The 26,789-nt window shown below is 73.3% G+C and carries 24 protein-coding genes and 1 riboswitch; of the genes, 17 read left to right on the plus strand and 7 right to left on the minus strand.

Annotated elements, in window-relative coordinates; all coding sequences use genetic code 11:
* Nucleotides 1-92: 92 nt before the first annotated feature.
* Nucleotides 93-647, minus strand: coding sequence for a hypothetical protein (locus MOV08_RS33425; protein ID WP_039638042.1), 555 nt, complete (start codon nt 645-647; stop codon nt 93-95).
* Between the two features lie 250 nt (nt 648-897).
* Between MOV08_RS33425 and fmt the strand changes: the two genes are divergently transcribed.
* The 10 genes from fmt to MOV08_RS33475 all read left to right on the plus strand — a co-directional run bounded on the left by fmt (nt 898) and on the right by MOV08_RS33475 (nt 12,652).
* Complete coding sequence (gene fmt / locus MOV08_RS33430; RefSeq protein WP_275310012.1) at nt 898-1,836, plus strand: methionyl-tRNA formyltransferase; 939 nt, start codon at nt 898-900, stop codon at nt 1,834-1,836.
* Nucleotides 1,837-1,940: 104 nt separating this feature from the next.
* The gene (locus MOV08_RS33435) at nt 1,941-3,380 is read left to right on the plus strand and encodes an RsmB/NOP family class I SAM-dependent RNA methyltransferase (protein WP_275310013.1); all 1,440 of its coding nucleotides are present in this window, start codon (nt 1,941-1,943) and stop codon (nt 3,378-3,380) included.
* 149 nt (nt 3,381-3,529) lie between these two features.
* Nucleotides 3,530-5,752: an NADP-dependent isocitrate dehydrogenase gene (locus MOV08_RS33440; RefSeq protein ID WP_275310014.1), complete on the plus strand. Its 2,223-nt coding sequence runs from the start codon at nt 3,530-3,532 to the stop codon at nt 5,750-5,752.
* A 130-nt stretch (nt 5,753-5,882) separates the two neighbouring features.
* Nucleotides 5,883-6,563, plus strand: coding sequence for a ribulose-phosphate 3-epimerase (gene rpe / locus MOV08_RS33445; RefSeq protein WP_039638046.1), 681 nt, complete (start codon nt 5,883-5,885; stop codon nt 6,561-6,563).
* Between the two features lie 207 nt (nt 6,564-6,770).
* Entirely contained in the window at nt 6,771-7,760 is a 990-nt protein-coding gene (locus MOV08_RS33450; protein WP_018539853.1) for a sugar-binding transcriptional regulator, read from the plus strand.
* A 59-nt stretch (nt 7,761-7,819) separates the two neighbouring features.
* Entirely contained in the window at nt 7,820-8,284 is a 465-nt protein-coding gene (locus tag MOV08_RS33455; RefSeq protein WP_275310015.1) for a guanyl-specific ribonuclease, read from the plus strand.
* Entirely contained in the window at nt 8,281-8,724 is a 444-nt protein-coding gene (locus MOV08_RS33460) for a barstar family protein (RefSeq protein ID WP_039638047.1), read from the plus strand. Before MOV08_RS33455 ends, MOV08_RS33460 begins: the two co-directional genes overlap by 4 nt.
* A gap of 172 nt (nt 8,725-8,896) precedes the next feature.
* Nucleotides 8,897-10,360 carry a GuaB1 family IMP dehydrogenase-related protein gene (locus MOV08_RS33465; RefSeq protein WP_039638048.1) on the plus strand — a complete coding sequence of 488 codons (1,464 nt, stop codon included), beginning with the start codon at nt 8,897-8,899 and terminating at the stop codon, nt 10,358-10,360.
* A gap of 353 nt (nt 10,361-10,713) precedes the next feature.
* Nucleotides 10,714-12,186, plus strand: coding sequence for an amino acid permease (locus MOV08_RS33470; RefSeq protein WP_275310017.1), 1,473 nt, complete (start codon nt 10,714-10,716; stop codon nt 12,184-12,186).
* 10 nt (nt 12,187-12,196) lie between these two features.
* Complete coding sequence (locus MOV08_RS33475) at nt 12,197-12,652, plus strand: Lrp/AsnC family transcriptional regulator (protein WP_039638050.1); 456 nt, start codon at nt 12,197-12,199, stop codon at nt 12,650-12,652.
* A 10-nt stretch (nt 12,653-12,662) separates the two neighbouring features.
* Here the strand turns inward: MOV08_RS33475 and MOV08_RS33480 are convergent, their stop codons facing one another.
* Nucleotides 12,663-13,187 carry a nuclear transport factor 2 family protein gene (locus tag MOV08_RS33480; RefSeq protein WP_078875985.1) on the minus strand — a complete coding sequence of 175 codons (525 nt, stop codon included), beginning with the start codon at nt 13,185-13,187 and terminating at the stop codon, nt 12,663-12,665.
* 137 nt (nt 13,188-13,324) lie between these two features.
* On the opposite strand from MOV08_RS33480, the gene MOV08_RS33485 reads away from it, so the two are divergent.
* From MOV08_RS33485 to MOV08_RS33495, 3 genes are all read left to right on the plus strand, one after another.
* The gene (locus tag MOV08_RS33485; RefSeq protein ID WP_039638051.1) at nt 13,325-14,239 is read left to right on the plus strand and encodes a LysR family transcriptional regulator; all 915 of its coding nucleotides are present in this window, start codon (nt 13,325-13,327) and stop codon (nt 14,237-14,239) included.
* Between the two features lie 179 nt (nt 14,240-14,418).
* Nucleotides 14,419-15,225, plus strand: coding sequence for a carbon-nitrogen hydrolase family protein (locus MOV08_RS33490; protein ID WP_275310019.1), 807 nt, complete (start codon nt 14,419-14,421; stop codon nt 15,223-15,225).
* 152 nt (nt 15,226-15,377) lie between these two features.
* Nucleotides 15,378-17,084 (plus strand): flavin monoamine oxidase family protein, encoded by a 1,707-nt coding sequence (locus MOV08_RS33495; protein WP_275310020.1) that lies wholly within the window; start codon nt 15,378-15,380, stop codon nt 17,082-17,084.
* Between the two features lie 117 nt (nt 17,085-17,201).
* Here the strand turns inward: MOV08_RS33495 and MOV08_RS33500 are convergent, their stop codons facing one another.
* Both MOV08_RS33500 and MOV08_RS33505 read right to left on the minus strand, forming a co-directional pair.
* Entirely contained in the window at nt 17,202-18,134 is a 933-nt protein-coding gene (locus MOV08_RS33500; protein WP_275310021.1) for a TIGR03619 family F420-dependent LLM class oxidoreductase, read from the minus strand.
* Nucleotides 18,135-18,211: 77 nt separating this feature from the next.
* Nucleotides 18,212-18,967: a DUF5995 family protein gene (locus tag MOV08_RS33505; RefSeq protein WP_275310022.1), complete on the minus strand. Its 756-nt coding sequence runs from the start codon at nt 18,965-18,967 to the stop codon at nt 18,212-18,214.
* A gap of 279 nt (nt 18,968-19,246) precedes the next feature.
* Between MOV08_RS33505 and MOV08_RS33510 the strand changes: the two genes are divergently transcribed.
* Complete coding sequence (locus MOV08_RS33510) at nt 19,247-19,702, plus strand: phospholipase (RefSeq protein ID WP_420834232.1); 456 nt, start codon at nt 19,247-19,249, stop codon at nt 19,700-19,702.
* Nucleotides 19,703-19,743: 41 nt separating this feature from the next.
* Here the strand turns inward: MOV08_RS33510 and MOV08_RS33515 are convergent, their stop codons facing one another.
* Nucleotides 19,744-21,138, minus strand: a complete 1,395-nt coding sequence (locus MOV08_RS33515; RefSeq protein ID WP_275310023.1) for a uracil-xanthine permease family protein — start codon at nt 21,136-21,138, stop codon at nt 19,744-19,746.
* Nucleotides 21,139-21,283: 145 nt separating this feature from the next.
* On the opposite strand from MOV08_RS33515, the gene MOV08_RS33520 reads away from it, so the two are divergent.
* Nucleotides 21,284-21,769 carry an acyl-CoA thioesterase gene (locus tag MOV08_RS33520; RefSeq protein WP_275310025.1) on the plus strand — a complete coding sequence of 162 codons (486 nt, stop codon included), beginning with the start codon at nt 21,284-21,286 and terminating at the stop codon, nt 21,767-21,769.
* Nucleotides 21,770-21,779: 10 nt separating this feature from the next.
* On the opposite strand, the gene MOV08_RS33525 is transcribed toward MOV08_RS33520, so the two are convergent.
* The gene (locus MOV08_RS33525) at nt 21,780-23,033 is read right to left on the minus strand and encodes an MFS transporter (protein WP_275310027.1); all 1,254 of its coding nucleotides are present in this window, start codon (nt 23,031-23,033) and stop codon (nt 21,780-21,782) included.
* 70 nt (nt 23,034-23,103) lie between these two features.
* Here MOV08_RS33525 and MOV08_RS33530 point away from each other — a divergent pair, with 70 nt between their 5' ends.
* Nucleotides 23,104-24,360, plus strand: a complete 1,257-nt coding sequence (locus MOV08_RS33530) for an ROK family transcriptional regulator (protein ID WP_275310029.1) — start codon at nt 23,104-23,106, stop codon at nt 24,358-24,360.
* A gap of 55 nt (nt 24,361-24,415) precedes the next feature.
* Here MOV08_RS33530 and MOV08_RS33535 read toward each other — a convergent pair whose 3' ends face one another.
* Complete coding sequence (locus MOV08_RS33535; protein WP_275310030.1) at nt 24,416-25,204, minus strand: SDR family oxidoreductase; 789 nt, start codon at nt 25,202-25,204, stop codon at nt 24,416-24,418.
* A gap of 171 nt (nt 25,205-25,375) precedes the next feature.
* A riboswitch (FMN riboswitch) is annotated at nt 25,376-25,506 on the plus strand.
* Nucleotides 25,507-25,660: 154 nt separating this feature from the next.
* Here MOV08_RS33535 and ribD point away from each other — a divergent pair.
* A complete protein-coding gene (gene ribD / locus MOV08_RS33540; RefSeq protein WP_275310032.1) occupies nt 25,661-26,788 on the plus strand; it encodes a bifunctional diaminohydroxyphosphoribosylaminopyrimidine deaminase/5-amino-6-(5-phosphoribosylamino)uracil reductase RibD in 1,128 nt (375 codons plus the stop codon).
* Nucleotide 26,789 lies beyond the last annotated feature (1 nt).

Consider the following 26,789-nt stretch of genomic DNA (forward strand, 5'->3'; position numbering starts at 1 on the left):
ATGCAGCGCACCGGGACCGTAGTCGGCAGGCGGTCCCGGGTGCCGGCGCGCGGTGCGGCACGGGGCGTGGTGTCCGGGGGCGGGGGAGTCGTTCAGCCGTTGCGGGGGCCGGGGAAGGCGCCGGGGCGGGCCTCGTCGCGGGAGGACGCGGTGGGCTGGGTGGGCATGGAGCGGGCGGCGGGGACGGCGGCGGGGCCGGTCAGGCCGCCGGCCATGCTGACCGCGCGGGCAGCGGAGGCCGCCGAGGCGTCCGGGGAGCGCACCGCCTCGTCGCCGCTGTCGCCGGACGGCTGGGTGGCGGCCCGCCGGGCGCCGTAACGCCGGTGCACCGCCTGCTTGGTGACGCCGAGCGCGGAGCCCACCGCGTCCCAGGAGAAGCCCAGCGAACGGTCGAAGTCGACTGCCGCGGTGACGAGCGTCTCGACGCTGTCGCGCAGCTCCTGGGCGAGGCGCACGGTGGGGGCGGGTGCCCGTCCGTAGACGACGAAGCCCGCGGAGGGGCCGGTGCGCCGCGGCCGGTAGACGTTGCCGAGCTGCGCGGTGAGCGTGCGCAGGGCGTCCACCTGCCGGCGGACCCGCTCGATGTCCCGCACCAGGAGATGCAGGCTGGCGCGCGCCTGGGCGTCGTGGGTTGCGTGGTCGGCCATGAGCAAGCCTCTCGAACCGGCGTGGAAAGGAAGGGGGAAAGCGATCGGGCCGCCAAAGCGGCCCGTGAAGCGGTCAATGCTGCTTGACCAACGCGCCAGCAGCGACTCTGGTCACGGTGCAGGGGCGTACGAGCGTGTGCGCGGGGCGCGGGCGACTTCGCACGCCCCCTGGCGTTCCGGCCCATGACCTGCGCCAAGGCCCATAGACTGGTGCGTCGTTCCGCAGCGCGTGAGAGGTAGTCCGTCACCCATGAGGCTTGTCTTCGCCGGTACCCCCGAGGTCGCCGTACCCGCTCTCGATGCCCTGATCGCCTCGGACCGGCACGAGGTGGTGGCCGTGGTGACCCGGCCCGACGCGCCGGCCGGGCGGGGCCGCCGGCTGGTCGCCAGCCCCGTCGCCGAGCGCGCGGAGGAGGCCGGCATCGAGGTGCTCAAGCCCGTCAAGCCGCGGGACGAGGACTTCCTCGCCCGGCTGCGGGAGATCGCGCCGGACTGCTGCCCGGTGGTCGCCTACGGAGCGCTGCTGCCCAAGGCGGCGCTGGACATCCCGACCCACGGCTGGGTCAATCTGCACTTCTCGCTGCTGCCGGCGTGGCGGGGCGCCGCGCCGGTGCAGCACGCGGTGCTCGCCGGCGACGAGATCACCGGCGCCACCACCTTCCAGATCGAGCAGGGGCTGGACTCCGGCCCGGTGTACGGGGTGCTCACCGAGGAGATCCGGTCCGCGGACACCAGCGGCGATCTGCTGACCCGGCTGGCGTTCGCCGGTTCCGGTCTGCTCGTCGCCACGATGGACGGCATCGAGGACGGCACCCTCAAGGCGGTGCCGCAGCCGGCGGAGGGGGTCACCCTCGCCCCGAAGATCGAGGTCGAGGACGCCCGGATCGACTGGACGGCGCCCGCGCTGCGGGTGGACCGGGTGGTCCGCGGGTGTGCGCCGGCGCCCGGCGCCTGGACGGTCTTCCGCGGCGAGCGGCTGAAGGTGATGGCGGCCGCGCCGGCCGCCGGGCACGACGGACCGGCCCTGGAGCCGGGCGAACTGGGCGTCACCAAGAAGACGGTGCACGTCGGCAGCGGCAGCCACCCCGTGCAGCTGCTCTGGGTCCAGCCGCAGGGCAAGAAGCCCATGCAGGCCGCGGACTGGGCGCGCGGCGTGCGGATCGCGGCCGGGGAGCGCCTGGGCGACTAGGGCGCTTCTGCGGTGCGCCGCCGGGGGCCGTCCGCCCGCGCCGCCGGCTTCCGGCCCGCGTAGGCTGGGGCGGACCCCGTCCCGTAATACCGGAGCACCTTTCTGTGAGTCAGCAGCCGCCGCGTCGTCACGGCACCCGCAAGCCCTACCGCCGCCCGAAGAAGGACCCGGTCCGGATCCTCGCGTTCGAGGCGCTGCGGGCCGTGGACGAGCGGGACGCGTACGCGAATCTGGTCCTGCCGCCGCTGCTGCGCAAGGCGCGGGAGGCCGGCGACTTCGACGCCCGGGACGCGGCGCTGGCCACCGAGTTGGTCTACGGTTCGCTGCGCCGCCAGGGCACCTACGACGCGATCCTGGCGCGCTGCGTGGACCGGCCGCTGCGCGAGGTGGACCCGCCGGTGCTGGACGTGCTGACGCTCGGCGCACACCAGTTGCTCGGCACCCGGATCCCGCCGCACGCCGCGGTCAGCGCCACCGTGGAGCTGGCCAGGGTGGTGCTCGGCGACGGCCGGGCGAAGTTCGTCAACGCGGTGCTGCGCAAGGTCACGGCGCACGATCTGGACGACTGGCTGGAGCGGGTGGCGCCGGAGTACGACGAGGATCCCGAGGAGCACCTGGGGATCGTGCACGCGCACCCGCGCTGGGTCGTCTCCGCGCTCTGGGACGCCCTGGGCGGCGGTCGCGCGGGCATCGAGGAGCTGTTGGCCGCGGACAACGAGCGCCCCGAGGTGACGCTGGTGGCGCGGCCCGGCCGGTCCACGGCGGCGGAACTGCTGGCGGCCGCGGGCGAGGACGGCGCGGTGCCGGGCCGGTGGTCGCCGTACGCGGTCCGGCTCGCCGAGGGCGGGGAGCCGGGCGCGCTGGACGCGGTGCGCGAGGGGCGCGCCGGAGTGCAGGACGAGGGCAGCCAGTTGGTCGCGCTGGCGCTGGCCGGCGCGCCGCTGGACGGCCCGGACCGCACCTGGCTGGACGGCTGCGCGGGACCGGGCGGCAAGGCGGCGCTGCTGGCCGCGCTGGCGGCGCAGCGGGGCGCGGCGCTGCTGGCGTCGGAGAAGCAGCCGCACCGGGCCCGGCTGGTGGCCCGGGCGTTGGAGGGCAACCCCGGGCCGTACGCGGTGATCGCCGCCGACGGCACGCGTCCGGCGTGGCGGCCGGGTGCCTTCGACCGTGTGCTGGTGGACGTGCCGTGCACCGGTCTGGGCGCGCTGCGCCGCCGGCCCGAGGCGCGCTGGCGGCGCCGCCCCGAGGACCTGGACGGCTTCGCGCCGCTCCAGCGGGAGCTGCTGCGGCAGGCACTGGCGGCGGTGCGGGTCGGCGGCGTGGTCGGCTATGCGACCTGTTCGCCGCATCCGGCGGAGACCCGGGCGGTGGTGGAGGACGTCCTCAAGGGGCGCGGCGGCCCGGCGGTCGAGGCCGAGTGGATCGACGCCCGGCCGCTGATGCCGGGTGTTCCGGAGCTCGGCGACGGGCCGGACGTCCAGCTGTGGCCGCATCGGCACGGGACCGACGCGATGTATCTGGCGCTGTTGCGGCGGACCGGCTGACGGGCCCGTTCCCGCGGTGGGCGGCCCCGGTCGTACGAGGGGCCGCACCGCCGCGGGAGCGGATCGGGGCACCAGATATCTTGATGTCGAGCAATCTTGATATCTTGACGTCGAGCAATATTTGAGACGTGGATGGAGCGGAGTACCCGGTGACTGACTCGACCATCATTTACACCCACACTGACGAGGCCCCGGCCCTGGCGACGTACTCGTTCCTGCCGGTGGTGGAGGCGTACGCCGCGAAGGCCGGGGTGACGCTGGAGACCCGCGACATCTCCCTGTCGGGCCGGATCATCGCCAGCTTCCCCGAGCGCCTGAAGGAGGACCAGCGGATCGCCGACGCTCTCGCGGAGCTCGGCCAGCTGGCCAAGACCCCCGGCGCGAACATCATCAAGCTGCCGAACATCTCGGCCTCCATCCCGCAGCTCAAGGCGGCCATCGCCGAGCTCCAGGAGCAGGGCTACGCGCTGCCGGACTACCCGGACGACCCGAAGACCGACGAGGAGCGCGAGACCCGCGCCCGCTACGACAAGGTCAAGGGCAGCGCCGTCAACCCCGTGCTGCGCGAGGGCAATTCGGACCGCCGGGCGCCCGCGTCGGTGAAGAACTACGCCAAGGCGCACCCGCACCGCATGGGTGCCTGGACCGCCGACTCCAAGACCAACGTCGCGACCATGGGCGAGAACGACTTCCGCGCCACCGAGAAGTCCGCCGTGATCGCCGAGGACGGCTCCCTGCGCATCGAGCTGGTGGCCGAGGACGGCACCACCACCGTGCTGCGCGAGTCCGTGCCGGTGCTCGCGGGCGAGGTGGTGGACGCCTCCGTCATGCGCGTCGCCCAGCTCCGTGAGTTCCTCGCCGCCCAGGTCGTGCGCGCCAAGGCGGAGGGTGTGCTGTTCTCCGTGCACCTGAAGGCCACGATGATGAAGGTCTCCGACCCGATCGTCTTCGGCCACGTCGTACGGGCCTTCTTCCCCAAGACCTTCGCCCAGTACGGCGAGGCACTGGCCGCGGCCGGCCTCACCCCGAACGACGGCCTCGGCGGCATCTTCAAGGGCCTGGAGGCGCTGTCCAACGGCGCCGAGATCAAGGCGTCCTTCGACGCCGAGCTGGCCGAGGGCCCGGAGCTGGCCATGGTCGACTCCGACCGCGGCATCACCAACCTGCACGTCCCCAGCGACGTCATCGTGGACGCGTCCATGCCCGCGATGATCCGCACCTCCGGCCACATGTGGGGCCCGGACGGCCAGGAGGCGGACACCCTCGCGGTGCTCCCCGACAGCAGCTACGCCGGCATCTACCAGGCCGTCATCGACGACTGCCGGGCGCACGGCGCGTTCGACCCGGCCACCATGGGCTCGGTGCCGAACGTCGGCCTGATGGCGCAGAAGGCCGAGGAGTACGGCTCCCACGACAAGACCTTCGAGGTCGCGGCCGCGGGCACCGTCCGCCTGGTCGACGCGCAGGGCAACGTCGTCATCGAGCAGGCCGTCGCCGCCGGTGACATCTTCCGCGCCTGCCAGACCAAGGACGCGCCGATCAAGGACTGGGTCAAGCTGGCCGTCAGCCGCGCCCGCGCCACCGGCGACCCGGCGGTGTTCTGGCTCGACGAGACCCGCGCGCACGACGCCCAGCTGATCGCGAAGATCAACGCCTACCTCCCGGAGCACGACACCGAGGGCCTGGAGATCAAGATCCTGGCCCCGGTCGAGGCGACCGCGTTCTCCCTGGAGCGGATCCGCCGCGGCGCGGACACCATCTCGGTCACCGGCAACGTCCTGCGCGACTACCTGACCGACCTGTTCCCGATCCTGGAGCTGGGCACCAGCGCCAAGATGCTCTCGGTCGTCCCGCTGATGAACGGCGGCGGCCTGTTCGAGACCGGTGCCGGTGGTTCCGCGCCCAAGCACGTCCAGCAGCTGGTCAAGGAGAACTACCTGCGCTGGGACAGCCTGGGCGAGTTCCTCGCGCTCGCGGTCAGCTTCGAGCACCTCGCGACGACCACGGACAACACCCGTGCCAAGGTCCTCGCCGACACCCTCGACCGCGCGACCGGTTCGTTCCTCAACGAGAACAAGTCGCCGAGCCGCAAGCTGGGCGGCATCGACAACCGCGGCAGCCACTTCTACCTGGCGCTCTACTGGGCCCAGGAGCTGGCCAAGCAGACCGACGACGCGCAGCTCGCCGAGGCGTTCGGGCCGCTGGCCAAGACGCTGACCGAGCAGGAGCAGACCATCGTCGACGAGCTGATCGCGGTGCAGGGCTCCCCGGTCGACATCGGCGGCTACTTCCGCCCCGACCCGGCCAAGGCGTCCGCGGTGATGCGTCCCTCGAAGACGCTGAACCAGGCGCTGGCGGCCCTGCGGGGCTGAGCACCGTAGCACCACCTCGTCCGCCCCGGCCGGGCCGCGCGTCCGGCCGGGGCGGCCCGGTGCCGCCGGGGTGACGGGGCTCTCGCGGCCCGGCGCGGTCGGTCCGTGACGGGACCGCCATACTGGGGGCATGGCCTTGATCAACCCCAGCATCCTGTCCGCGGACTTCGCCCGCCTCGCCGAGGAGGCGAGGGCCGTCGAGGGCGCCGACTGGCTCCATGTCGACGTGATGGACAACCACTTCGTCCCCAACCTCACGCTCGGCGTGCCGATCGTCGAGTCGCTGAGCAAGGCGACGGACACCCCCCTCGACCTGCACCTGATGATCGAGGACCCGGACCGCTGGGCGCCGCAGTACGTGGAGGCCGGGGCCGGCTCGGTCACCTTCCACGCGGAGGCGGCCGGGGCGCCGGTGCGGCTGGCGCGGGAGATCCGGGCCAAGGGTGCGCGGGCGTCGATGGCGCTGAAGCCGGCGACCCCGATCGAGCCGTTCGAGGACCTGCTGCCCGAACTCGACATGCTGCTGATCATGACCGTCGAGCCCGGCTTCGGCGGTCAGGCGTTCCTGGACATCATGCTGCCGAAGATCCGCCGCACCCGGGAGCTCATCTCGCGGCACGGTCTTCAGATGTGGCTCCAGGTGGACGGCGGGGTCTCGGCGGAGACCATCGAGCGGTGCGCGGAGGCCGGCGCCGACGTGTTCGTGGCCGGTTCCGCGGTGTACGGCGCGGACGATCCGGCCAAGGCCGTCCGCGACCTGCGGGAGAAGGCCGAGGCGGCGACGGCCGCGAGCTGGGGCTGCGCCCACTGATCGAGTCGCCCGGCTCGTCACGGGGCCCGGGACCGGACCGTCCGGCGCGCTGCGTGCCGGCGGTTGACCTGGTGGCAACCGAGCGTTCATGCCCGTCGTGCCGCTCTTGGTCCCCGTACACCTCGGGTTTCTGAAAGGATGAGCAAAGACTCGATCAGATGCGCAAAAGGGGAGAATTTCGTGGTAGCCAGCCGCCCGCAGTCCGGAATGGGCCCCGCCGAGCTGGTGCAGGCCGCGGCCATGGCCCGCCGCTTCTATCTCGAGGGCAAGTCCAAGATCCAGATCGCGGAGGAGTTCGGCGTCAGCCGCTTCAAGGTCGCCCGTGTCCTGGAGACGGCCCTGGAGCGTGATCTCGTACGGATCGAGATCCGGGTGCCCTCCGAACTGGACGCGGAGCGCTCCGACGCCCTGCGTGCCCGCTACGGCCTGCGGCACGCGGTCGTCGTCGAATCGCCCGCGGACGCCTCGGAGGACGCCGCTGACCCGGAGAACCTCGGCGAGGTGGCCGCCGACCTCCTCGGCGAACTCGTCGCCGAGGGCGATGTGCTGGGCCTCGCCTGGGGCCGCTCGATGATCCACATGGCGGCGGCGCTGCACCACCTCCCGCCGTGCACCGTCGTCCAGCTGACCGGGGTCTACGACGCCGGCACCGCCGACCGCGGCTCGGTCGAGGCGGTGCGCCGCGCGGCCGACGTCTCCGGTGGCGAGGCGCACCCGATCTACGCGCCGATGCTGCTGCCCGACTCGGCGACCGCCGCCGCGCTGCGCGGCCAGACCGGCATCGCCCGCGCCTTCGAGTACTTCGACAAGGTCACCGTCGCCTGCGTCTCCATCGGCTCCTGGGAGCCGGGCGTCTCGACCGTCTACGACATGCTGTCGGAGGAGGAGCGGGAGCACTACGCCTCGCTGGGCGCGGTCGCCGAGTCGTCCTCGCACCTCTTCGACGCCGAGGGCCGGCGGGTCGGCCGTGACCTCGGGGAGCGGTGCATCACCGTCGAGGCGGACCGGCTGCGCCGCATCCCGGAGGTCGTGGCGATCGCCGGCGGCCGGCGCAAGGCCGCGGCCATCGGCGCGGTGCTCCGCTCCGGGCTTGTGACGAGCCTGGTGACGGACACCGCGGCCGCCGACCACCTGCTGCTGGAGACCGGTCCCGGCCCGCGGCCGGCCCTGGACCGGGCGGACCCCGACGGGAAGTGAAGCGGGTCCCCGGCGCCCGCCGGCGAGCAGCCCGCGCGTGGCTGTGACAGCATCGGCGCATGCTGATCCACACCGCCCCGCGCCGGGCCGCCGCCCTTGTCGGCGCGCTGTTCGCCGCGCTGCTCCTCGTCCTGACCGGTTGTTCCACCGGCGGTGACGGCAAAGGGAGTTCGGCCGGCACGCACCGGCCGTCCGCGTCCGCCAGCCGGCCGTCCGGCGGCACCACCGCACCGGGCTGGGCGAAGGGCCTGCCGACCGTCCCGGTCGGCCGGCTGCCCGCCGAGGCGCAGCACACCCTCAAGCTGATCGACGCCGGCGGGCCGTTCCCGTACCCGAAGGACGGCACCGTCTTCGGCAACTACGAGAAGCGGCTGCCCAGCGAGCCGCGCGGCTACTACCACGAGTACACGGTCGACACCCCGGGCGCCCGCAACCGCGGCGCCCGCCGCCTGATCACCGGCAAGCACCACGAGTTCTTCTACACCGACGACCACTACAAGAACTTCAAGGCGGTGCTGCGGTGAGCCCCGAGGTACCCCCGGCACTGGCCGCGGTGCTCGACGGGCGGACGCCGGCGGGGGTGCTGCCCTGGCCGGCCGACCGCCCGGTGGCGGACGCCCTGGCCGCGGCCGAGGACGCCGGCTGGAGCGCTGCCGCGCTGGATCTCGACGGGGTCGCGGACAAGGCCGGGTTCCTCGACCGGTGCGCCGCCGCCCTGGACTTCCCGGCGTACTTCGGCCACAACTGGGACGCGCTGGCCGACTGTCTGACCGATCTGTCCTGGTGCCCCCCGGCGCGCGGCCGGCTGCTGGTCGTCACCGACTGGCAGGGGTACGCGGGCGCTGTGCCGGAGGACTGGAGCGTGTTCGAGCAGGTGCTGGCGGACGCCGTGGGCTACTGGCGGGACACCGACACCGGGCTCTCGGTGATCATGGCCGGCGGGCGCGGCCGGCAGGGGACGTAGCCGGGGGCACGGCCCCACGGGACGCCGTTCCGCGTCGTTCCGCGACGTGACGCATGCGTCCCGTGAGGCGGCGTCCCGGTGGGTGGACCGCGGATTGGCGGATCGCACACACGGCCCAGGGTGGCCGTAGGACTATCACATGAGTCCTGGTCAGGGCCCGTATCCTGGCGGTATGCGATTCCTCAATCCGAAGAACGGCGCCCTCGAAGAGAGTTCTTCGGTGCCCTACGACCTGACCTACGACGATGTCTTCATGGTGCCCAGCCGCTCGTCGGTGGGCTCCCGCCAGGCCGTGGACCTCGCCTCGCGCGACGGCTCCGGCACGACGATCCCCCTCGTGGTCGCCAACATGACGGCGATCGCCGGCCGCCGCATGGCCGAGACGGTCGCCCGCCGCGGCGGCCTGGTCGTCATCCCGCAGGACATCCCGATCGACGTCGTCACCGACGTCATCACCTGGGTCAAGCAGCGCCACCTGGTGCTGGACACGCCGATCGTGCTGTCCCCGGTCTCGACCGTGGCGGACGCGCTGTCGCTGCTGCCCAAGCGCGCGCACGGCGCGGGCATCGTCGTCGAGAGCGGCCGGCCGGTCGGTGTCGTCACCGAGCACGACCTGGCCGGGGTGGACCGCTTCACCCAGGTGTCCGAGGTCATGTCCAAGGACCTGCTGGTCCTGGACGCGGACATCGACCCGCGCGAGGCGTTCAACCGCCTCGACGCCGCCAACCGCAAGCTGGCCCCCGCGGTCGACGCGGACGGCATGCTGGTCGGCATCCTGACCCGCAAGGGCGCGCTGCGCGCCACCCTGTACACCCCCGCCACGGACGCGGACGGCAAGCTGCGGATCGCGGCGGCCGTGGGCATCAACGGCGATGTGGCCGGCAAGGCCAAGGCGCTGCTGGAAGCCGGCGTGGACACGCTCGTCGTGGACACCGCGCACGGCCACCAGGAGTCGATGATCAGCGCGATCAAGGCCGTTCGAGCGCTGGACCCGCAGGTCCCGATCGTCGCGGGCAACATCGTCGCCGCCGCCGGCGTGCGCGACCTCATCGAGGCCGGCGCGGACATCATCAAGGTCGGTGTCGGGCCCGGCGCGATGTGCACCACCCGCATGATGACCGGCGTGGGCCGCCCGCAGTTCTCCGCGGTGCTGGAGTGCGCCGCCGAGGCCCGCAAGTACGGCAAGCACGTCTGGGCCGACGGCGGTGTCCGGCACCCCCGCGACGTGGCCATGGCGCTGGCCGCGGGCGCGTCCAACGTCATGATCGGCTCGTGGTTCGCGGGCACCCTGGAGTCGCCCGGCGACCTCCAGCACACCGCCGAGGGTCAGCCGTACAAGGAGAGCTTCGGCATGGCCTCCGCGCGTGCGGTGCGCAACCGCACCAGCGAGGAGTCGTCCTACGACCGCGCCCGCAAGGCGCTGTTCGAGGAGGGCATCTCCACCTCGCGGATGTTCGTCGACCCGGCCCGTCCCGGCGTCGAGGACCTGATCGACTCGATCATCGCGGGCGTCCGCAGCTCCTGCACCTACGCCGGCGCCGCCTCGGTCGAGGAGTTCGCCGAGAAGGCCGTGGTCGGCGTGCAGAGCGCCGCCGGCTACGCCGAGGGCAAGCCCCTGCACAACAGCTGGAGCTGACCTCCAGGAGCCCGCTGCCGGCTCCGCCAGCGCCGCTCACCGGCCCCGCACCGACCTGGTGCGGGGCCGGTTGCGTTCTGCGGGCGGGACCGTGATTCACTGAGGTGGAGCGCAACGTTCCGCCGCCCTTCGCCGCCGTGCGCAACGTTCCACCGCGGTTGCGCAAGGATCCTGCATTACGGCAGGTCAACGAGGGGCCGTAAGGTCATGCGCTGTACGTGGAGTGGCGGAGACCGCCTGCTCGGCGGTCTCCTGCTGCAGGGTGGTTCGTCCTGCCTGCCTGGCCGCTGCGGTCCTGTCACCGGAATGTGCCGGAATGTGTCAGTCTGACCGGCAGCGACGAAGGAGCCCCTGTGTTGGAGAACGGCGCAGTCCCGCCCCCGCGGGACAGCTATTCCGGGCCGCCCGCCGCCGGAGGAATCGGCACTCGGCTGATGCGCCGCAAGCCGGTGGAGCGGCTGGTCGCCGAGGGCGGCCAGGGCGAGGGGGGCACCCTCCGCCGCTCGATGGGCGTCTGGCAGCTGACGATGATCAGCATCGGTGCCACGCTCGGCACCGGCATCTTCGTGGTCCTCGGCCAGGCCGTCCCGGACGCCGGGCCCGCGGTCGTCCTCTCGTTCGTCATCGCCGGCATCACGGCGCTGTTCTCCGCGCTCTCCTACGCCGAGCTGGCCGGCACCATCCCGGTCTCGGGCTCGTCCTACTCCTACGCCTATGCCACCCTCGGCGAGCTGGTCGCCTGGGTCTGCGGCTGGTGCCTGATCCTGGAGTACGGCGTCTCGGTGGCGGCCGTCGCGGTCGGCTGGGGCCAGTACCTCAACGAGTTCCTCGACGGCACGCTGGGCTTCACCATCCCCGACGCGCTCTCCGCGCCGCCGGGCCAGGGCGGCTACTTCAACCTGCCGGCCCTGCTGGTCGTGGTGCTGGCGATGGTGTTCCTGCTGGGCGGCGCCAGGGAGAGCGCCCGGGCGAACACCATCATGGTGATCGTCAAGATCGCCACGCTGCTGCTCTTCTGCGGCGTCGCGATCCAGGGCGTGAAGTCCGGCAACTACGCCAACTTCATGCCGATGGGCATGGCGGGGGTCAGCGCCGCCGGCGCCACCCTGTTCTTCTCCTACATCGGCTTCGACGCCGCCTCCACGGCGGGCGAGGAGGCCAAGAACCCGCAGCGCGACCTGCCTCGCGCGATCATGCTGTCGCTGGTGATCGTCACCGCCCTGTACTGCCTGGTCGCGGCCATCGCGGTGGGCGCCCTGCCGTGGCAGGAGTTCAAGGGCTCGGAGGCGGCGCTCGCCGGGATCCTCAAGACCGTCACCGGTCACGGCTACTGGTCGGTGCTGCTGGCCTTCGGCGCCGTCGTCGCCATCGCCAGCGTCGTGCTGACCGTGCTCTACGGCCAGACCCGGATCCTCTTCGCGATGTCCCGGGACGGGCTGGTGCCCAAGTCGTTCTCCAAGGTTCACCCCAAGAGCGGCGTGCCGCGGGTGAACACCGTGATCGTCTGCCTCTTCTGCGGCGTGCTCGCCGCCGCGGTGCCGCTCGGCGAGCTGGCCGACGCCACCAGCATCGGCACGCTCTTCGCGTTCGCGCTGGTCAACGTGGCCGTGATCGTGCTGCGCAAGACCCGTCCCGACATGCCGCGGGCGTTCCGTACCCCGTTCTCCCCGCTCTTCCCGGCGATCGGTTTCCTGCTCTGCGCCTTCATGATGACCCAGCTCGGCCCGGTGACCTGGGTGGTCTTCGGTGTCTGGATGGTGGTCGGCCTTGTGATCTACTTCGGATACGGCATGCGCCGCTCCCGATTGGCCACCGCAGAGAAGTGATCCACCCGCAGTGCGACTGAACGATCTCGACGAACGCATCGTCCACGCCCTCGCCGAGGACGCCCGCCGCAGCTACGCGGACATCGGCCAGGAGGTCGGGCTGTCCGCTCCGGCGGTCAAGCGCCGGGTGGACCGGCTGCGGGCGGACGGCGCGATCACCGGGTTCACGGTGCGCGTCGACCCCGCCGCCCTCGGCTGGGAGACCGAGGGGTTCATCGAGATCTTCTGCCGCCGCAACACCTCGCCCGAGGCGATCCACCGCGGCCTGTCGCGCTATCCGGAAGTGGCGTCCGCCTCCACCGTCACCGGTGAGGCGGACGCCCTGGTGCAGGTCTTCGCCGCCGACATGCGGCACTTCGAACGGGTCCTGGAGCGGATCGCCGGCGAACCGTTCGTCGAGCGCACCAAGTCCGTCCTGGTCCTCTCCCCGCTGCTGCGCCGCTACGGGGCGGGGACGCCCGGCTGAGGTCCGGCGCTCAGGCGGCGTCCGCCGGTCCCATACCCGCCGGCAGGCGCGGCGGGGTGCCCCGGGTCCATGCGACGCGCAGGGCGCAGGCGGCGATCCGCCAGCCGTCCGGGGTGCGCACCAGCTCGGTCTCGGCCTGGCCGCCGGAGACGAAGAGCGCCTCGGACCCGTCCGCCAGCACATGGGTGCTCAGCTGGGGTCCGTGGGCGGTCGCCCGATCGCCGTCGATCTCGATGACCGGGGTGCCGCCCAGGTGCATGGTCCGGTCGAACAGCGCCATCCCCGCACGGATCCGCGCCACGATGGCGTCCCGGCCGCGGACGGTGCCGAGCGGCATCTCGGCGGTGGCGTCCGCGGTGAAGTAGGCGCGGCCCCACGCCTCGTCGAACACCCCCTCGTCCAGGGAGCGCAGCTGGCGGCCCAGCAGGTCGGCGACGGCGGCGCGGTCGGTGAGGTGGCGCAGCTGCCGCGCCGTCTCGGCGGCCTCGGCGGCGGGGGTGATCGGGGCGGTGGTCGCGTTCTCATGTGTGGTCATGCCGCGATCCTGCGACCTCAAGCGAACTTGAGGTCAAGTGCGGGGAGCGTGCGGCGCCGGTCGACGGCGGTGCTGACGTGATCATGGGCCGCGCGTAGAGTCCCGCTCAGTTGATCTCAACTGCAAGGTGTGCCGCCATGATTGCGCGATACGCAAACATCGACCTCAATCTGCTGATCGCCCTGGACGCACTCCTGGAGGAAGAGAGCGTCACCGGCGCCGCCGGCCGGATCGGGCTCTCCGGGCCCGCGATGAGCCGGGCGCTCGGCCGGATCCGGCGGACGGTCGGCGATCCGATCCTGGTCCGCGCCGGCCGCCACATGGTGCCGACCCCGCACGCCCTGGAGATCAAGGCCGAGGTGCGGCGGCTGGTCGAGGCCGCGCAGGTGGTGCTGACCCCGTCCGCCCCCGTCGACCCGGCGCGGCTGACCCGGAGCTTCGCCATCAACGCCAGCGACCTCTTCGTCACCCTCCTCGGGCCCGCGCTGCTCGCCCGGGTCGCCCGGCAGGCGCCGGGGGTGGTGCTGCGGTTCCTCAGCGAGGGGCATGTCGATCTGCCGCTGCTGCGGGACGGCGCGGCCGACCTGGAACTGGGCGTGGGCGGCGGCCCGCAGTCGGAGATCCGCACCGTGCCGCTGTTCACCGACCGCGCGGTCGCGGTCGTCCGCGACGGACACCCGCTGACCGCCGGACCGCTGACCGTCCGCCGGTACGCCGACGCGCCGCACCTCAACTTCTCCCGGCGTGGGCGGCTGACCGGCCCCATCGACGCCGCACTGGCCGACCACGGGCTGCGCCGCCGGGTGATCGCCACCGTCCCGACCCTGGCGGCGGCGCTGATGATGGTGCGGGACAGCGACGCGGTGGGCATGGGCCCGGAGCGCGCCGGGGCCTCGATGATCAGGGAACTGGGTCTGCGCACCCTGCCCGTCCCGCTGGACCTCCCGCCGCTGCGGATGGTGATGGCCTGGCACCCCCGGCAGGACGCCGACCCGGGCCATGTGTGGCTGCGCGGGGTGGTGCGCGCGACGGTGGCCGCCGTGGTGGCCTGAACCACTCCGCGGGCGCCCCGCCCGACCGGCGCGCATGCCCCGTGCAACGAATCGCCGCGGTGGCCCTTGAAGGCGCAACGAATCGTCCGCCGCCGCGCAACGGAGGCGCCTTGTCCCGGATCGTCGGCGCCCCGTACCGTCAATGCGTCCCGCCCGCACCGCCGTCACCGAGGGGTCCCATGCCGCCACTGCACACCGCCCTGCTCCAGAGTTCGGGACGGCCCGGCGACGTGGCGCACAACCTGAAGGTCCTCGACGAGGCGGCCCGCGAGGCGGCCGCGACCGGCGCCCGGCTGCTCGCCTGCCCCGAGCTGTTCCTCACCGGCTACGCGATCGGCGGCGACCTGCACCGCCTAGCCGAGCCGGCCGACGGCGCCAGCGCCCGGGCCGTCGCCGAGATCGCCGCCGAACACCGGATCGCGGTGCTCTACGGCTACCCCGAGCGCGCCCCCGAAGAGCACGGCGTGGTCTACAACTCTGCGCAGCTGATCGGCCCCGACGGCGCCCCGCTGGCCAACTACCGCAAGACCCACCTCTTCGGCTGCTTCGAGCGCGAGTGGTTCACCCCGGGGGACCGGCAGGTCGTCCAGGCGGAGCTGGACGGGCTCCGGATCGGCCTGCTGATCTGCTACGACGTGGAGTTCCCGGAGAACGTCCGGGCGCACGCGCTGGCCGGCACCGATCTGCTGCTGGTGCCCACCGCGCAGATGCACCCCTTCCAGATCGTGCCGGAGCAGATGATCCCGGTCCGCGCCTTCGAGAACCAGATGTACGTGGCGTACGTCAACCGGGTCGGCGCGGAGGGCGAGTTCGAGTTCGTCGGCCTCAGCTGCCTGGCCGGACCCGACGGGGTCGTCCGCACCCGCGCCGGGCGCTCCGAGCAGCTGGTGCAGGCCGCGGTGGACCCGGACTTCCTGAAGGAAGCGCGGGAGAACAACCCCTACCTCCAGGACCGGAGGCCGGAGCTCTACACCGACCTCGCCTGACCGGCGCCGCACCGCGCCCGCCGCCCCCGCCCGCACCGCCCCCGGTCCGCCGTCGCGGCCTGAAGCACCCCCCGCCCACGAGGGCGTCCCGGCGCGCCCGCCAGCGCCCGATACGCCCCGTTATGCCCGCCCCCTCGCAAGGAGTCCGCCCGATGACGTCCACGGTGCCCCCCGCCGTCCCGCACACCACCGCGCAGCCGCCGATCACCATGTTCGGCCCGGACTTCCCCTACGCGTACGACGACTACCTCGCGCACCCGGCGGGCCTGGGCCAGATACCGGCGACCGAGCACGGCACCGAGGTCGCCATCGTCGGCGGCGGCCTCTCCGGCATCGTCACCGCGTACGAGCTGATGAAGATGGGCCTCAAGCCCGTCGTCTACGAGGCGGACCAGATAGGCGGCCGGCTGCGCACGGTCGGCTTCGACGGCTGCTCCGCCGCAGGTGACGAAGGTGTCCTGAACTGCGAGCTGGGCGCGATGCGCTTCCCGCCGTCCTCCACCGCGCTCCAGCACTACATCGACCTGGTGGGCCTCACGACCCAGCCGTTCCCCAACCCGCTCGCCGAGTCCACCCCCTCGACCGTCGTCGACCTCAAGGGCGAGTCGCACTACGCCGAGACCCTCGACGACCTGCCCGCGGTCTACCGCCAGGTCGCCGAGGCGTGGAACGCCTGCCTGGAGGAGGGCGCCGACTTCTCCGACATGAACCAGGCCATGCGCGAGCGCGACGTCCCGCGTATCCGCGAGATCTGGGCGCAGCTCGTCGAGAAGCTCGACAACCAGACCTTCTACGGCTTCCTCTGCGACTCCAAGGCGTTCACGTCCTTCCGGCACCGCGAGATCTTCGGCCAGGTCGGCTTCGGCACCGGCGGCTGGGACACCGACTTCCCCAACTCCATCCTGGAGATCCTGCGGGTCGTCTACACCGAGGCCGACGACCACCACCGCGGCATCGTCGGCGGCTCCCAGCAGCTGCCGCTGCGCCTGTGGGAGCGCGAGCCGCGCAAGATCGTGCACTGGGCGCCGGGCACCTCGCTGTCGTCGCTGCACGGCGGCGCGCCGCGGCCGGCCGTGACCCGGCTGCACCGCACCGCCGGCAACCGCATCACCGTCACCGACGCCTCCGGCGACATCCGCTCCTACAAGGCGGTGGTCTTCACCGCGCAGAGCTGGATGCTGCTGTCGAAGATCGACTGCGACGACGACCTGTTCCCGATCGACCACTGGACGGCGATCGAGCGCACCCACTACATGGAGTCCAGCAAGCTCTTCGTCCCCGTCGACCGGCCGTTCTGGCTGGACAAGGACGAGCAGACGGGCCGGGACGTCATGTCGATGACGCTCACCGACCGCATGACGCGCGGGACGTACCTCCTCGACAACGGCCCGGACCAGCCGGCCGTCATCTGCCTCTCCTACACCTGGTGCGACGACAGCCTGAAGTGGCTGCCGCTGTCGGCGAACGAGCGCATGGAGGTCATGCTCAAGTCGCTCGGCGAGATCTATCCCAAGGTCGACATCCGCAAGCACATCATCGGCAACCCGGTGACCGTGTCCTGGGAGAACGAGCCCTACTTCATGGGCGCGTTCAAGGCCAACCTGCCCGGCCACTACCGCTACCAGCGGCGCCTGTTCACCCACTTCATGCAGGAGCTGCTCCCCGAGGACAAGCGCGGCATCTTCCTCGCCGGCGACGACATCTCCTGGACGGCGGGCTGGGCCGAGGGCGCCATCCAGACCGCCCTGAACGCGGTCTGGGGCGTGATGCACCACCTCGGCGGTGGCACCGACGCGACCAACCCCGGCCCCGGCGACGTCTACGACGAGATCGCTCCCGTGGAGCTCCCGGAGGACTGAGCGGTCCCAGGGCGCCGCGTCGGCACGAGCGCCAACTGAGGTGCGCGGGGCCCCGGTCGATCCGGGGCCCCGCGCACCTCCGCTTCCGCCCGGCCGGTCGCGCCCGCCGGCCCGGTGCTACAGCCCGGCCGCCCGGATCCGCCCGTACAGGTCGGCGGCCCGGTCGGTCAGCTCCCTGCCGTCCCGGCAGTGCACCTGGAAGTCCAGCAGGACCTCCCCGGCACCGGCGTCGGAGGCACCGGCCAGATCCGCCAGCACCTGTTCGTGGCTGCCGGTGTACGGACGGCGGCCGTCCTCCGGCAGCGGCGCGCCGGTCAGGTCGACCCCGACCCGCAGGACGACGTCCAGCTCCCCGGCGTCCCGGCCGTGCCGTTCGGCCGCCGCCCGCAACCTCCCCAGGAGCGGGGCGAGTTGGGCGCCCGTCAGATGGCCGGGGAGCCAGCCGTCGGCGCGCCGCGCCACCCGCTCCAGGGCCCGGCCGTTGCTCCCGGCCAGGTAGACCGGGACCGGACGGGCCGGCTTGGGGCCGACCGCGGCCGGCGCGATCTCCGTCCAACGGCCCCGGTACGCGACCGGGTCGGGGCCCCAGACCGCCGCGCAGACCTCCAGCAGCTCGTCCAGCTGGGCGCCGCGGTCGGCGTACGCGGTGACCCCGGCGGCCCGGTACTCGTCCTGGGACCAGCCGGTCCCCAGGCCCGCCAGCACCCGCCCGCCGCTGGCCGCGTCCAGCGTCGCCAGCATCCGGGCGAGCGGGAACGGCGCGTGCAGCCCGGAGACCAGCACGCTGCTGCCCAGCCAGACCCGGTCGGTGACGGCGGCGGCCAGCGTCAGGGTGACCAACGGGTCGGCGCAGTGGCGGTAGAAGTCGGGCCAGGGCTGGCCCGGGACGCCGTAGAGCCCGTCCAGCGGCTCGTTCGGGACCAGCGTCCGCTCGAAGCCCCAGACGCTGTCGAATCCGATCTCCTCCGCGGCGCGGGCCACGTCCCGCACATCGCGCCGCGGGTCGTACTGCGGCATCTGGGGCAACCCCAGTCCCAGTCGTAACGTCATGGACCGCACCCTACGACGGGGCGCCCGGCCGCGGAACGACGTCGGCGCCGAGCGCTTCGACGCCCCTCGGGCACGCCCTAGCCGAGCGGAGTCAGCAGACAGCGCCCGATCAGGCCGACGCTCGCGTCCAGGCGGTCGGCGAACTCCTCGGCCACGTCGGGGAGCCGGCGGGCGCCCCACAGCATCCGGGCCGCGGCCCAGGCGCCGTCGCGGGCCATCTCCAGGCTCCAGGAGCCGACGAGATGGGTGAGCGGATCGGCGATGTCCAGGAGGTCGGGACCAGGCATCAGGGTCTCCCGGATGCCCTCCTCCAGGCCGGTCAGGAGCGTGCCGATGCGGTCGAAGTCGCCTTCCAGGGCGGGGGGTTCGCACTCCAGCGCCCGGCAGGTGTCCACCACCGCCAGTGCGAGGTCGTGGCCGATGTGCGCGTTGATGCCGGCGAGGGCGAACTGGAGCGGGCGGATCCGGGGGTGTCGGCGCAGTTGGAACAGCGGCCGCCAGCAGGCCGGCGGGCGCAGCCCGGTGGCGTCGGCGTCCACCGCGGTGAAGTAGCGGCGGGCGAACCGCACGTCCAGTTCGCCGGCGGCCCGGGGGTCCTCGAAGGCGTCGTCGCCGACCCGCTCGGCGACGGCCTCGGTGACGGCCAGGTAGACCCGGTTGAACACGGCCACCCCGTCGTCGGTGGGCAGCGCCCGGTCCAGCGCCCGCATCCGTTCCCGTACCTGCGCCACTCCTGCGGTCGTCGCAGGTCCGGCGCCGCCGGCGGGCCCGGCAACGGATTCCGCGGTGGTGTGCGGCGGGCCGTTTCCGACATGTTGCTGAAAGGTCGTCATCCGTTCAGCGTGGCATTGGCATACCCCTGAATATGCCTAATCCCGTGGACAGTTGACCGGAACGGAGTAATAATCGGCCCGCCGTCTTGAGGCTCTTCCCACCGATCTGCGCCGGGCTCGTCCCGCGGTACCCACTGCCGCGTCGATTCGCGCTGCGCATTTCCGGTCCGGCCGCAGGAGACGGCGAAGTCTCCGCCATGTCCTTTGAGAACACCCACATCCATGTGGCATGCCAGAAAGCGCCGCCCGAACGCGGCGTGGATTTCCGGAGGTTGATTCGTGTCCCGAAGACTCGTCGCCACGCTGGTCACACCGTTACTCGCGGTCTCCGCGCTGGCCGTGGCCGCCGCCCCGGCCCAGGCCGCCCCCGCCGACAAACCGCAGGTGATGGCGAGTTTCACGCAGACCAGCGCGGCGAGTTACGACAACTGGCTGGCGGCCCGCAACAATCAGGCGAAATGGGCCGCCTACGATTTCGACTGGTCCACCGACTATTGCTCCAAGTCCCCGGACAATCCCTTCGGATTCCCTTTCAAGCTCTCCTGCGCCCGGCATGACTTCGGCTACCGCAACTACAAGCAGGCGGGCACCTTCTCCGCCAACAAGGCGCGTTTGGACAGCGCCCTCTACGAGGACCTGAAGCGGGTCTGCGCGGGATATTCCGGCGCGACGAAGACGTCCTGCAACGCGCTGGCCTGGACGTACTACGAGGCCGTCAAGAACCTCGGTTCGTGAGCGGAGCGACGGCCCGGGGCGCACCCCGGGCCGTCGCGTCGTCACGACCGCTCGTCCGGGCCGTCCGTCGCGTCGTACGCGGAGGTGCCCTCGTCCAGCAGCGGTTGCTGTTGCTTGAGGTGCGCCGGCGCCAGGGCGCGCAGAACGTGGTAGCCGGTGAGCACCACGATGGTGCCCAGGGCGATCCCGCCCAGTTCGAAGTTGTCGCCCAGCCGCAGGTTGACCCCGCCGATGCCGATGATGATGCCCGCGGCGACCGGGACGAGGTTGAGCGGATTGCGCAGGTCCACCTTGTTGTGCACCCAGATCTGGGCGCCCAGCAGGCCGATCATGCCGTAGAGGATCACCGTGATGCCGCCCAGCACCCCGCCGGGGATGGCGGCGACCACCGCGCCGAACTTCGGGCACAGGCCGAAGAGGAGCGCGAAGCCGGCGGCCGCCCAGTAGGCCGCGGTGGAGTAGACCCGGGTCGCCGCCATCACGCCGATGTTCTCGGAGTAGGTGGTGTTCGGCGGGCCGCCCAGCGCGGTGGAGAGCACCGAGGCCGCGCCGTCGGCGGAGATCGCGGTGCCGAGCTTGTCGTCCAGCGGGTCACCGGTCATCTCGCCGACCGCCTTGACGTGTCCGGCGTTCTCCGCGACCAGCGCGATCACGACGGGCAGCGCCACCAGGATCGCCGACCACTGGAAACTCGGGCCGTGGAAGGACGGCAGGCCGATCCAGTCCGCCTTGCCGACAGCGGAGAAGTCCAGCCGCCAGTGGTCGGTCACCTTCCCCGCGCCGTTGACGGAGTGGATCATTCCGAAGGCCCGGTCGAAGATCCACGAGATGGCGTAGCCGAAGACCAGGCCGAGGAAGATCGCGATCCGCGACCAGAACCCGCGCAGGCACACCACCGCGAACCCGGTCGCCAGCATGGTCAGCAGCGCCACCCACTGGTCCTGCGGCCAGTACGTGGTCGCCGTCACCGGCGCGAGGTTGAAGCCGATCAGCATCACCACGGCGCCGGTCACCACCGGCGGCATCGCGGCGTGGATGATCCGAGCCCCGAACCGCTGGACGGCAAGACCGACCAGGAAGAGCGCGACCCCGACCACCAGGACCGCACCGGTCACCGTGGCACTGGTGCCGCCCTGCGCCCGGATGACGGCCGCGACACCGACGAACGACAGCGAGCAGCCCAGGTACGAGGGCACCCGGCCGCGGGTGGCCAGCAGGAAGATGACGGTGGCGACGCCCGACATCATGATCGCGAGGTTGGGGTCGAGGCCCATCAGGACGGGGGCGACGAAACTCGCCCCGAACATCGCCACGACGTGCTGCGCACCCAGCCCCACCGTCCGCGGCCACGACAGCCGTTCGTCCGGTCTGACCACGGCGCCGGGGGCCGGGTTGCGCCCGTCGCCGTGCACGGTCCAGCGCACACCGAGGCCCATGACTGCTCCAGTTGTTCATGTGTTCTTCACAGGGGGACGCGAAGCATTCTAAGCAGCCGCTTACGATGGCTCGGGCTTGTCGCGCCGGCCCCGTCGGCCGCGCCAGCACCGGACCACCCCCTTGAGAACCCCAGGAGCACCACCCGTGAGCGTCGAACCCCTCCAGGCCGCCGGCCCCGTCACCTACGGGCAGCTGGTCCCCGTCACCGTCCACTTCGACGACCTCGACGCGCTCGGCATGCTCCACAACTCCCGCTACCCGCTGCTGGCCGAGCGGGCCTGGGCCGAGTACTGGCACGGCTTCGGCTTCGGCTTCGACGGCGACTGGACCGCCGCGGGCGACATGTGCAACGTCATCAAGGAGATGAAGGTCTCCTACGAGCGCCCGGTCACCAGCGCCGGCGGCTACGCCGTGCACCTGTGGGTCGAGCGCCTCGGCCGCACCGGCCTGACGTACGGCTTCCGGCTCTGCTCCGCCGACGGCGCCGAGACCCACGCCCGCGGCCACCGGGTCCTGGTCCGGGTCGACCCGCAGGCGCTGCGCCCCACACCCTGGTCGGACCGGGCCCGGGCGATCGCCGCGGACCTGCTCCGGCCGGAGCAGGCCGACGCCGGCGCCGACGCGGCCTGAGCCGCCACGGTCAGGAGCGCTTCGGGGCGCGTCCGCGGTCGGCGGCGGCCGGCGCGCCCGCCGCGGCCGTGCGGCCCGGCACCCGTAGCACCCCGGCCCCCGCCACCAGACCCAGGATCAGCGCCGTCACCAGCAGGAACGAGCCGGTCAGCGAGGTTGCCTGGGCGATGCCGCCGATCGCCGAGGGGGCGATCAGGCCGGAGGTGTAGGTGACGGTGGCGACTCCCGCGATGGCCTGGCTGGGGGCCGGGCCGCTGTGCCCGGCCGCCGCGAACGCCAGCGGGACCACCACCGCGATCCCCAGGCCGACCAGCCCGAAGCCGGTCATCGCCTGCGCCGGACGGCCGGCGGTGACGATCAGCAGCCCGCCGGCGGTGGCCAGCACCCCGCCCGCCCGGACCGTGCGCACCGGGCCGAAGCGGGCCACCACCTTGTCCCCGGCCAGCCGGACGGCGGCCATCGTGCAGGAGAACGCGGTGGTGCAGGCCGCCGCCAGCCCGGCGTCGGTGCCCAGCCGGTCGCGGAGGTAGACCGCCGACCAGTCCAGCGAGGCGCCCTCGGCGAACACCGCGCAGAACCCTATGGCGCCGATGACCAACGCCGACCGGGGCGGCAGCGCGAACCGCGGCGGCGGATGCTCCTCGGGGGCGCTGCGCAGGTCCAGCACGCCCCGGCAGGCCAGCACCCCGAGCAGCGTCGCCACCAGGGCGGCGCCCGCGAGGTGCAGCCGGGCGTCGGTCCCGGTGTGCGCGGCGACGGTGCCGGCCGCCGACCCGAGCAGTGCGCCCACGCTCCACATGCCGTGCAGCCCGGACATGATCGGCCGGCCCAGCCGGTCCTCGGTCTCCACGCCCAGCGCGTTCATCGCCACGTCCGCCATGCCCGAGGCGCCGCCGTAGACCAACAGCGCGCCGCAGAGCGCCGGCAGGCCGGGGGCGAGGGCGGGCAGCGCCAGTGACAGCGTCCACAGCGCGAGCAGTCCGCGCAGCGCGGCGCGGGCCCCGAAGCGGTGTCCGATCCGGCCGGCCAGCGGCATCGCCAGCGACGCGCCGATCGCGGGGAAGGCCAGGGCCAGACCGAGCTGGCCCGGGGGGATCTGGGTGTGGTCCTGGATCCAGGGGATCCGGGTGGCGAAGTTTCCGGTGACCGAGCCGTGGACGAGGAACACCGCGGCTATCGCCCAGCGGGCACGGCGCAGTCGGCGGTCGGGGAGTGGGGGCTGCGGGGCACGGGGAGTGGCGTCGGGAACGCCGTTGCCAGCCATGGCCGGCAAATTATCAGGAACCCTGCCTGATAATAAGGGTGACCGCCCGTGAGGAGGGAAGGCTCCAGCCATGCATGCACCGCTCGCGACAGCCGCCGGCCGCACCGCCTCCCCGACCACCGCCCGGCTGATCAACGACCGGCTGGCCCTGCAACTCCTGCAGTCCGAGGGCAATTTGACAGCAAGTCAGCTCAGGCAGCTGACCGGCCTGTCCCGGCCCACCGTCGCCGATCTGGTCGACCGCCTCCAGGAGGCCGGGCTGATCGCCGTCGTCGGCGAGAGCGGCGCTCGGCGACGCGGGCCCAACGCCCGCCTCTACGGCATCGTCGCCGACCGGGCCCACCTGGTCGGCCTCGACCTGCGCACCCACAGCCTCACCGTCGCGGTCGCCGACCTCCTCGGGCGGCTGCGCGCCGAACGCACCGTCCCCATCGGCCCGTTCGGCACGCCCGGGGACGGCGATCGACCCGCCCGCGACGCACCCGACCCCACCGCGGCGGCCCGCACCGCCGCGCTCGCCGCCGTCGACGCGACCCTCGCCGAGGCCGGCGCCGCCGGCCCGCACACCCTCGCCATCGGCGCGCCGGGCCTGATCGATCCGGCCACCGGGCGGCTCGGCGGCTCCACCCCCGCCTGGCACGACGCGCTGATCGGCGCCCTGCGCGACCGCGGGGCCGGCACCGTCCTGCTGGAGAACGAGGTCAACCTCGCTGCCCTCGCCGAACAGCGGGACGGCGCCGCCCGCGACCGCGACACCTTCGTCCTGTTCTGGCTCGGCCACGGCACCGGCGCCGCGGTGGTGCTGGACGGGACGCTGCGCCGCGGCGCCTCCGGCGGCGCCGGCGAGATCGGCTTCCTGCCCGTCCCCGGCACCGGCGGACTGCCCTCCGCCACCGGCTGCGACGGCGGCTTCCACTCCCTCGCCGGCTCCGCCGCGATCGTCCGGCTCGCCGCCGAACACGGCCTCGCGCCCGCCCCCGGCGACACCCCGGAACGCGCCGCCGCGCCGCCCGCCGAGGCCCTGGTCCGGGACGCGGTGACCGCCGGCGGCCCCGCCGCCTTCCTCGACGCGCTGGCCGCCCGGATCGCGCTCGGCGTGTCGGGCGTGTGCGCGGTGCTCGACCCCGGGTGCGTCGTCCTCGGCGGCGAGATCGGCCGGGCCGGCGGCGACCCGCTGGCCGCACGCGTCGCCGCACGGCTGACCCGACTCTCCCCGCTGCGCACCGACGTCCGCGCCGGGACGGTCGGCGGCCGGGCGGTGCTGCGCGGCGCGGTGCTCGCCGCCCGGGACGCCGCCCAGGACGACCTCTTCGGCTCCACCCCCTGAGCCGCCCCGACGCGCCCCGCGGCCGGCGCCTCGCCGCACCGCCCGGCCGCCGCGCTCACCCGCCCACCTGCGCACCCGCCCGCTCCGCCAGGAACTCCGCGTAGGTGCGCCGGCCCACCGCGTGCTCCGGGGCGAGGTTCTCCCCGCGCCGCAGCGCCGCCGCCGAGGGGCCCGGCAGCCACACCGGCAGCGGCAACCGGTGCCGCCCGCCCGCCGCCAGCGTCATCCGGACCACCTCGCCGGCCGTCAGCACCTCGGGCCCGCCCATGTCGGCGACGTGCCCGGCCGGCCCGCCCAGCGCCAACTCGACCAGCCGGTCGGCCACTTCGCCGACGTCGACGGGCTGCACACGGGTCCCGGCCGGCAGCGGCACGACCGGCGACCGGGCGCCCGTCCTGACCAGCCGCAGCAGCAGGTCGTGGAACTGCGTCGTGCGCAGCACCGTCCAGCCGAGCCCGGACTGCTCCACCAGCCGCTCCACGGCGAGCTTCGCGCGGTAGTGGCGCAGCGGGATCCGGTCCACGCCGACGATCGAGACGTACACCAGGTGCCGGACCCCGGCCCGGCGCGCCGCCTCGACGAGCCGCCCCGCCGCCTCGGTGTCGCCGCCGGAAGGGGTGGAGGCGCAGTGCACCACCGTGTCCACCCCCGCCACCGCCTCCGCCAGCCCGGTGCCGTCCCGCAGATCGACCGCGTACGACCGCGGGCGGCGGCGCCCGGTGCCGGTGTGCGGATGCCGGCTCAGCGACCGGACGCCATGGCCGCCGTCCAGCAGCCGGCCGACCACGGCGCGCCCGAGGGTGCCCGTGCCGCCGGTGACGAGGATGTCCGTCGTGACCGTCATCGCGGTTCCGTCCGTCCTGAGAGAGGGGGAGAGGGGTACCCGCCCTATGACGGAACATCGGTGGCGGCTCCGACAGGCGGCGCGCCCGCATCCTGTGAGGCAGCCCACAGGGCTTCGCTCGCATGGGGGACGATCAGCCGTGGCAGACTGGGCCTGTACTGACATAAGCAGCAGCGCACTCCGGGGTCGGTGTAATTCCGAACCGGCGGTAATAGTCCGCGACCCGTCCGCAGCCAGCGGCCGGTTGAGCAGGTGGAATTCCTGCACCGACGGTGAAAGTCCGGATGGGAGGCAGTGCGCGGCGGGCGAGTTCGAGTACACCGCCGTCGGCGGCGCGTCCGGACGTCCTTTTCCGGTCGGGCCGTGCTTTTCCGGCCCCGGTGTGCGCGGCTTCAGCGTCCGCTCCTGTCGTCCAGACAGCCCCGGAGTCCGTGCCCGAAGAGGCAGGAGGACCCGGTGGCCACCCCAGCCCCCGAAGAGACCGCGGCGATGCGCCGGGCCATCGAGCTCGCCGCCCGTGGTCTCGGTCGCACCAGCCCGAACCCGGTCGTCGGCTGTGTCGTCCTGGACTCCGCGGGCCGCACCGCGGGCGAGGGCTGGCACCAGCGGGCCGGCGGACCGCACGCCGAGATCCACGCCCTGCAGGCCGCCGGCGAGCGCGCCCGGGGCGGCACCGCCCTGGTCACCCTGGAGCCCTGCAACCACACCGGTCGCACCGGCCCCTGTGCCCAGGCACTGATCGACGCCGGTGTCGCCCGGGTCGTCTACGCCGTCGCCGACCCCAACCCCACCGCCACCGGCGGCGCGCTGACCCTGGCCCGGGCCGGGATCGACGTCGAGGGCGGACTCCTCGCCGACGAGGCCGCGGCCGGCAACGAGGCGTGGCTGACCTCGGTGCTGCGCGGCCGCCCGTTCGTGCTGTGGAAGTACGCCGCCACCCTGGACGGCCGGATCGCCGCCGCCGACGGCACCAGCCGCTGGATCTCCTCGCCCGAGTCCCGCGCCGACGTGCACCGGCTGCGCGCCGCGGCGGACGCCGTGATCGTCGGTTCCGGCACCGCCCGCGCCGACGACCCGCAGCTCGGCGCGCGGGTCGCCGGGCTGTCCGACGACGAGATCAGCCAGCCGCTGCGGGTCGTGGTGGACTCCGGCGCCACCGCCGTCAAGGCTGGCGCGCGGGTCCTGGACGGCACCGCGCCCACCCTGATCGCGGTCGCCGAGGACGCGGACGCGGAGCATCTCGAAGGGCTCGCCCCGCTCGTCCGGCTGCCGCGCGCCCCCCAAGGGCGCGGGCTGTCCATCCCGGCCCTGCTCCAGGCCCTGTTCGCCCGCGACGTGCGGTCCGTCCTGCTCGAAGGCGGACCCACGCTCGCCGGGGCGTTCCTCGCCGCCGGAGCCGTCGACAAGGTCGTCGGCTACCTCGCCCCGGTGCTGCTCGGCGCCGGCCCGGCCGCGGTCGGCGACGCCGGAATCACCACCATCGCCCAGGCGTTGCGGCTCGATGTGACCGCCACCGCCCGCCTCGGCCCCGACCTTCGCATCACCGCCACCCCCATCCGCCACGCCCGTCCCGAGGAGAACTGAC

Source organism: Streptomyces yunnanensis (assembly GCF_029011865.1).
GTDB lineage: Bacteria > Actinomycetota > Actinomycetes > Streptomycetales > Streptomycetaceae > Streptomyces > Streptomyces yunnanensis.

What these genes read in the sequence shown, in the direction of transcription:
- MOV08_RS33425 (WP_039638042.1), bottom strand. Translation starts at nt 647, where the DNA reads ATGGCCGACCACGCAACCCACGACGCCCAGGCGCGCGCCAGCCTGCAT.
- fmt (WP_275310012.1), top strand. Translation starts at nt 898, where the DNA reads ATGAGGCTTGTCTTCGCCGGTACCCCCGAGGTCGCCGTACCCGCTCTC.
- rpe (WP_039638046.1), top strand. Translation starts at nt 5,883, where the DNA reads ATGGCCTTGATCAACCCCAGCATCCTGTCCGCGGACTTCGCCCGCCTC.
- MOV08_RS33450 (WP_018539853.1), top strand. Translation starts at nt 6,771, where the DNA reads ATGGGCCCCGCCGAGCTGGTGCAGGCCGCGGCCATGGCCCGCCGCTTC.
- MOV08_RS33455 (WP_275310015.1), top strand. Translation starts at nt 7,820, where the DNA reads ATGCTGATCCACACCGCCCCGCGCCGGGCCGCCGCCCTTGTCGGCGCG.
- MOV08_RS33465 (WP_039638048.1), top strand. Translation starts at nt 8,897, where the DNA reads ATGCGATTCCTCAATCCGAAGAACGGCGCCCTCGAAGAGAGTTCTTCG.
- MOV08_RS33480 (WP_078875985.1), bottom strand. Translation starts at nt 13,187, where the DNA reads ATGACCACACATGAGAACGCGACCACCGCCCCGATCACCCCCGCCGCC.
- MOV08_RS33485 (WP_039638051.1), top strand. Translation starts at nt 13,325, where the DNA reads ATGATTGCGCGATACGCAAACATCGACCTCAATCTGCTGATCGCCCTG.
- MOV08_RS33490 (WP_275310019.1), top strand. Translation starts at nt 14,419, where the DNA reads ATGCCGCCACTGCACACCGCCCTGCTCCAGAGTTCGGGACGGCCCGGC.
- MOV08_RS33495 (WP_275310020.1), top strand. Translation starts at nt 15,378, where the DNA reads ATGACGTCCACGGTGCCCCCCGCCGTCCCGCACACCACCGCGCAGCCG.
- MOV08_RS33500 (WP_275310021.1), bottom strand. Translation starts at nt 18,134, where the DNA reads ATGACGTTACGACTGGGACTGGGGTTGCCCCAGATGCCGCAGTACGAC.
- MOV08_RS33505 (WP_275310022.1), bottom strand. Translation starts at nt 18,967, where the DNA reads ATGACGACCTTTCAGCAACATGTCGGAAACGGCCCGCCGCACACCACC.
- MOV08_RS33515 (WP_275310023.1), bottom strand. Translation starts at nt 21,138, where the DNA reads ATGGGCCTCGGTGTGCGCTGGACCGTGCACGGCGACGGGCGCAACCCG.
- MOV08_RS33525 (WP_275310027.1), bottom strand. Translation starts at nt 23,033, where the DNA reads ATGGCTGGCAACGGCGTTCCCGACGCCACTCCCCGTGCCCCGCAGCCC.
- MOV08_RS33530 (WP_275310029.1), top strand. Translation starts at nt 23,104, where the DNA reads ATGCATGCACCGCTCGCGACAGCCGCCGGCCGCACCGCCTCCCCGACC.
- MOV08_RS33535 (WP_275310030.1), bottom strand. Translation starts at nt 25,204, where the DNA reads ATGACGGTCACGACGGACATCCTCGTCACCGGCGGCACGGGCACCCTC.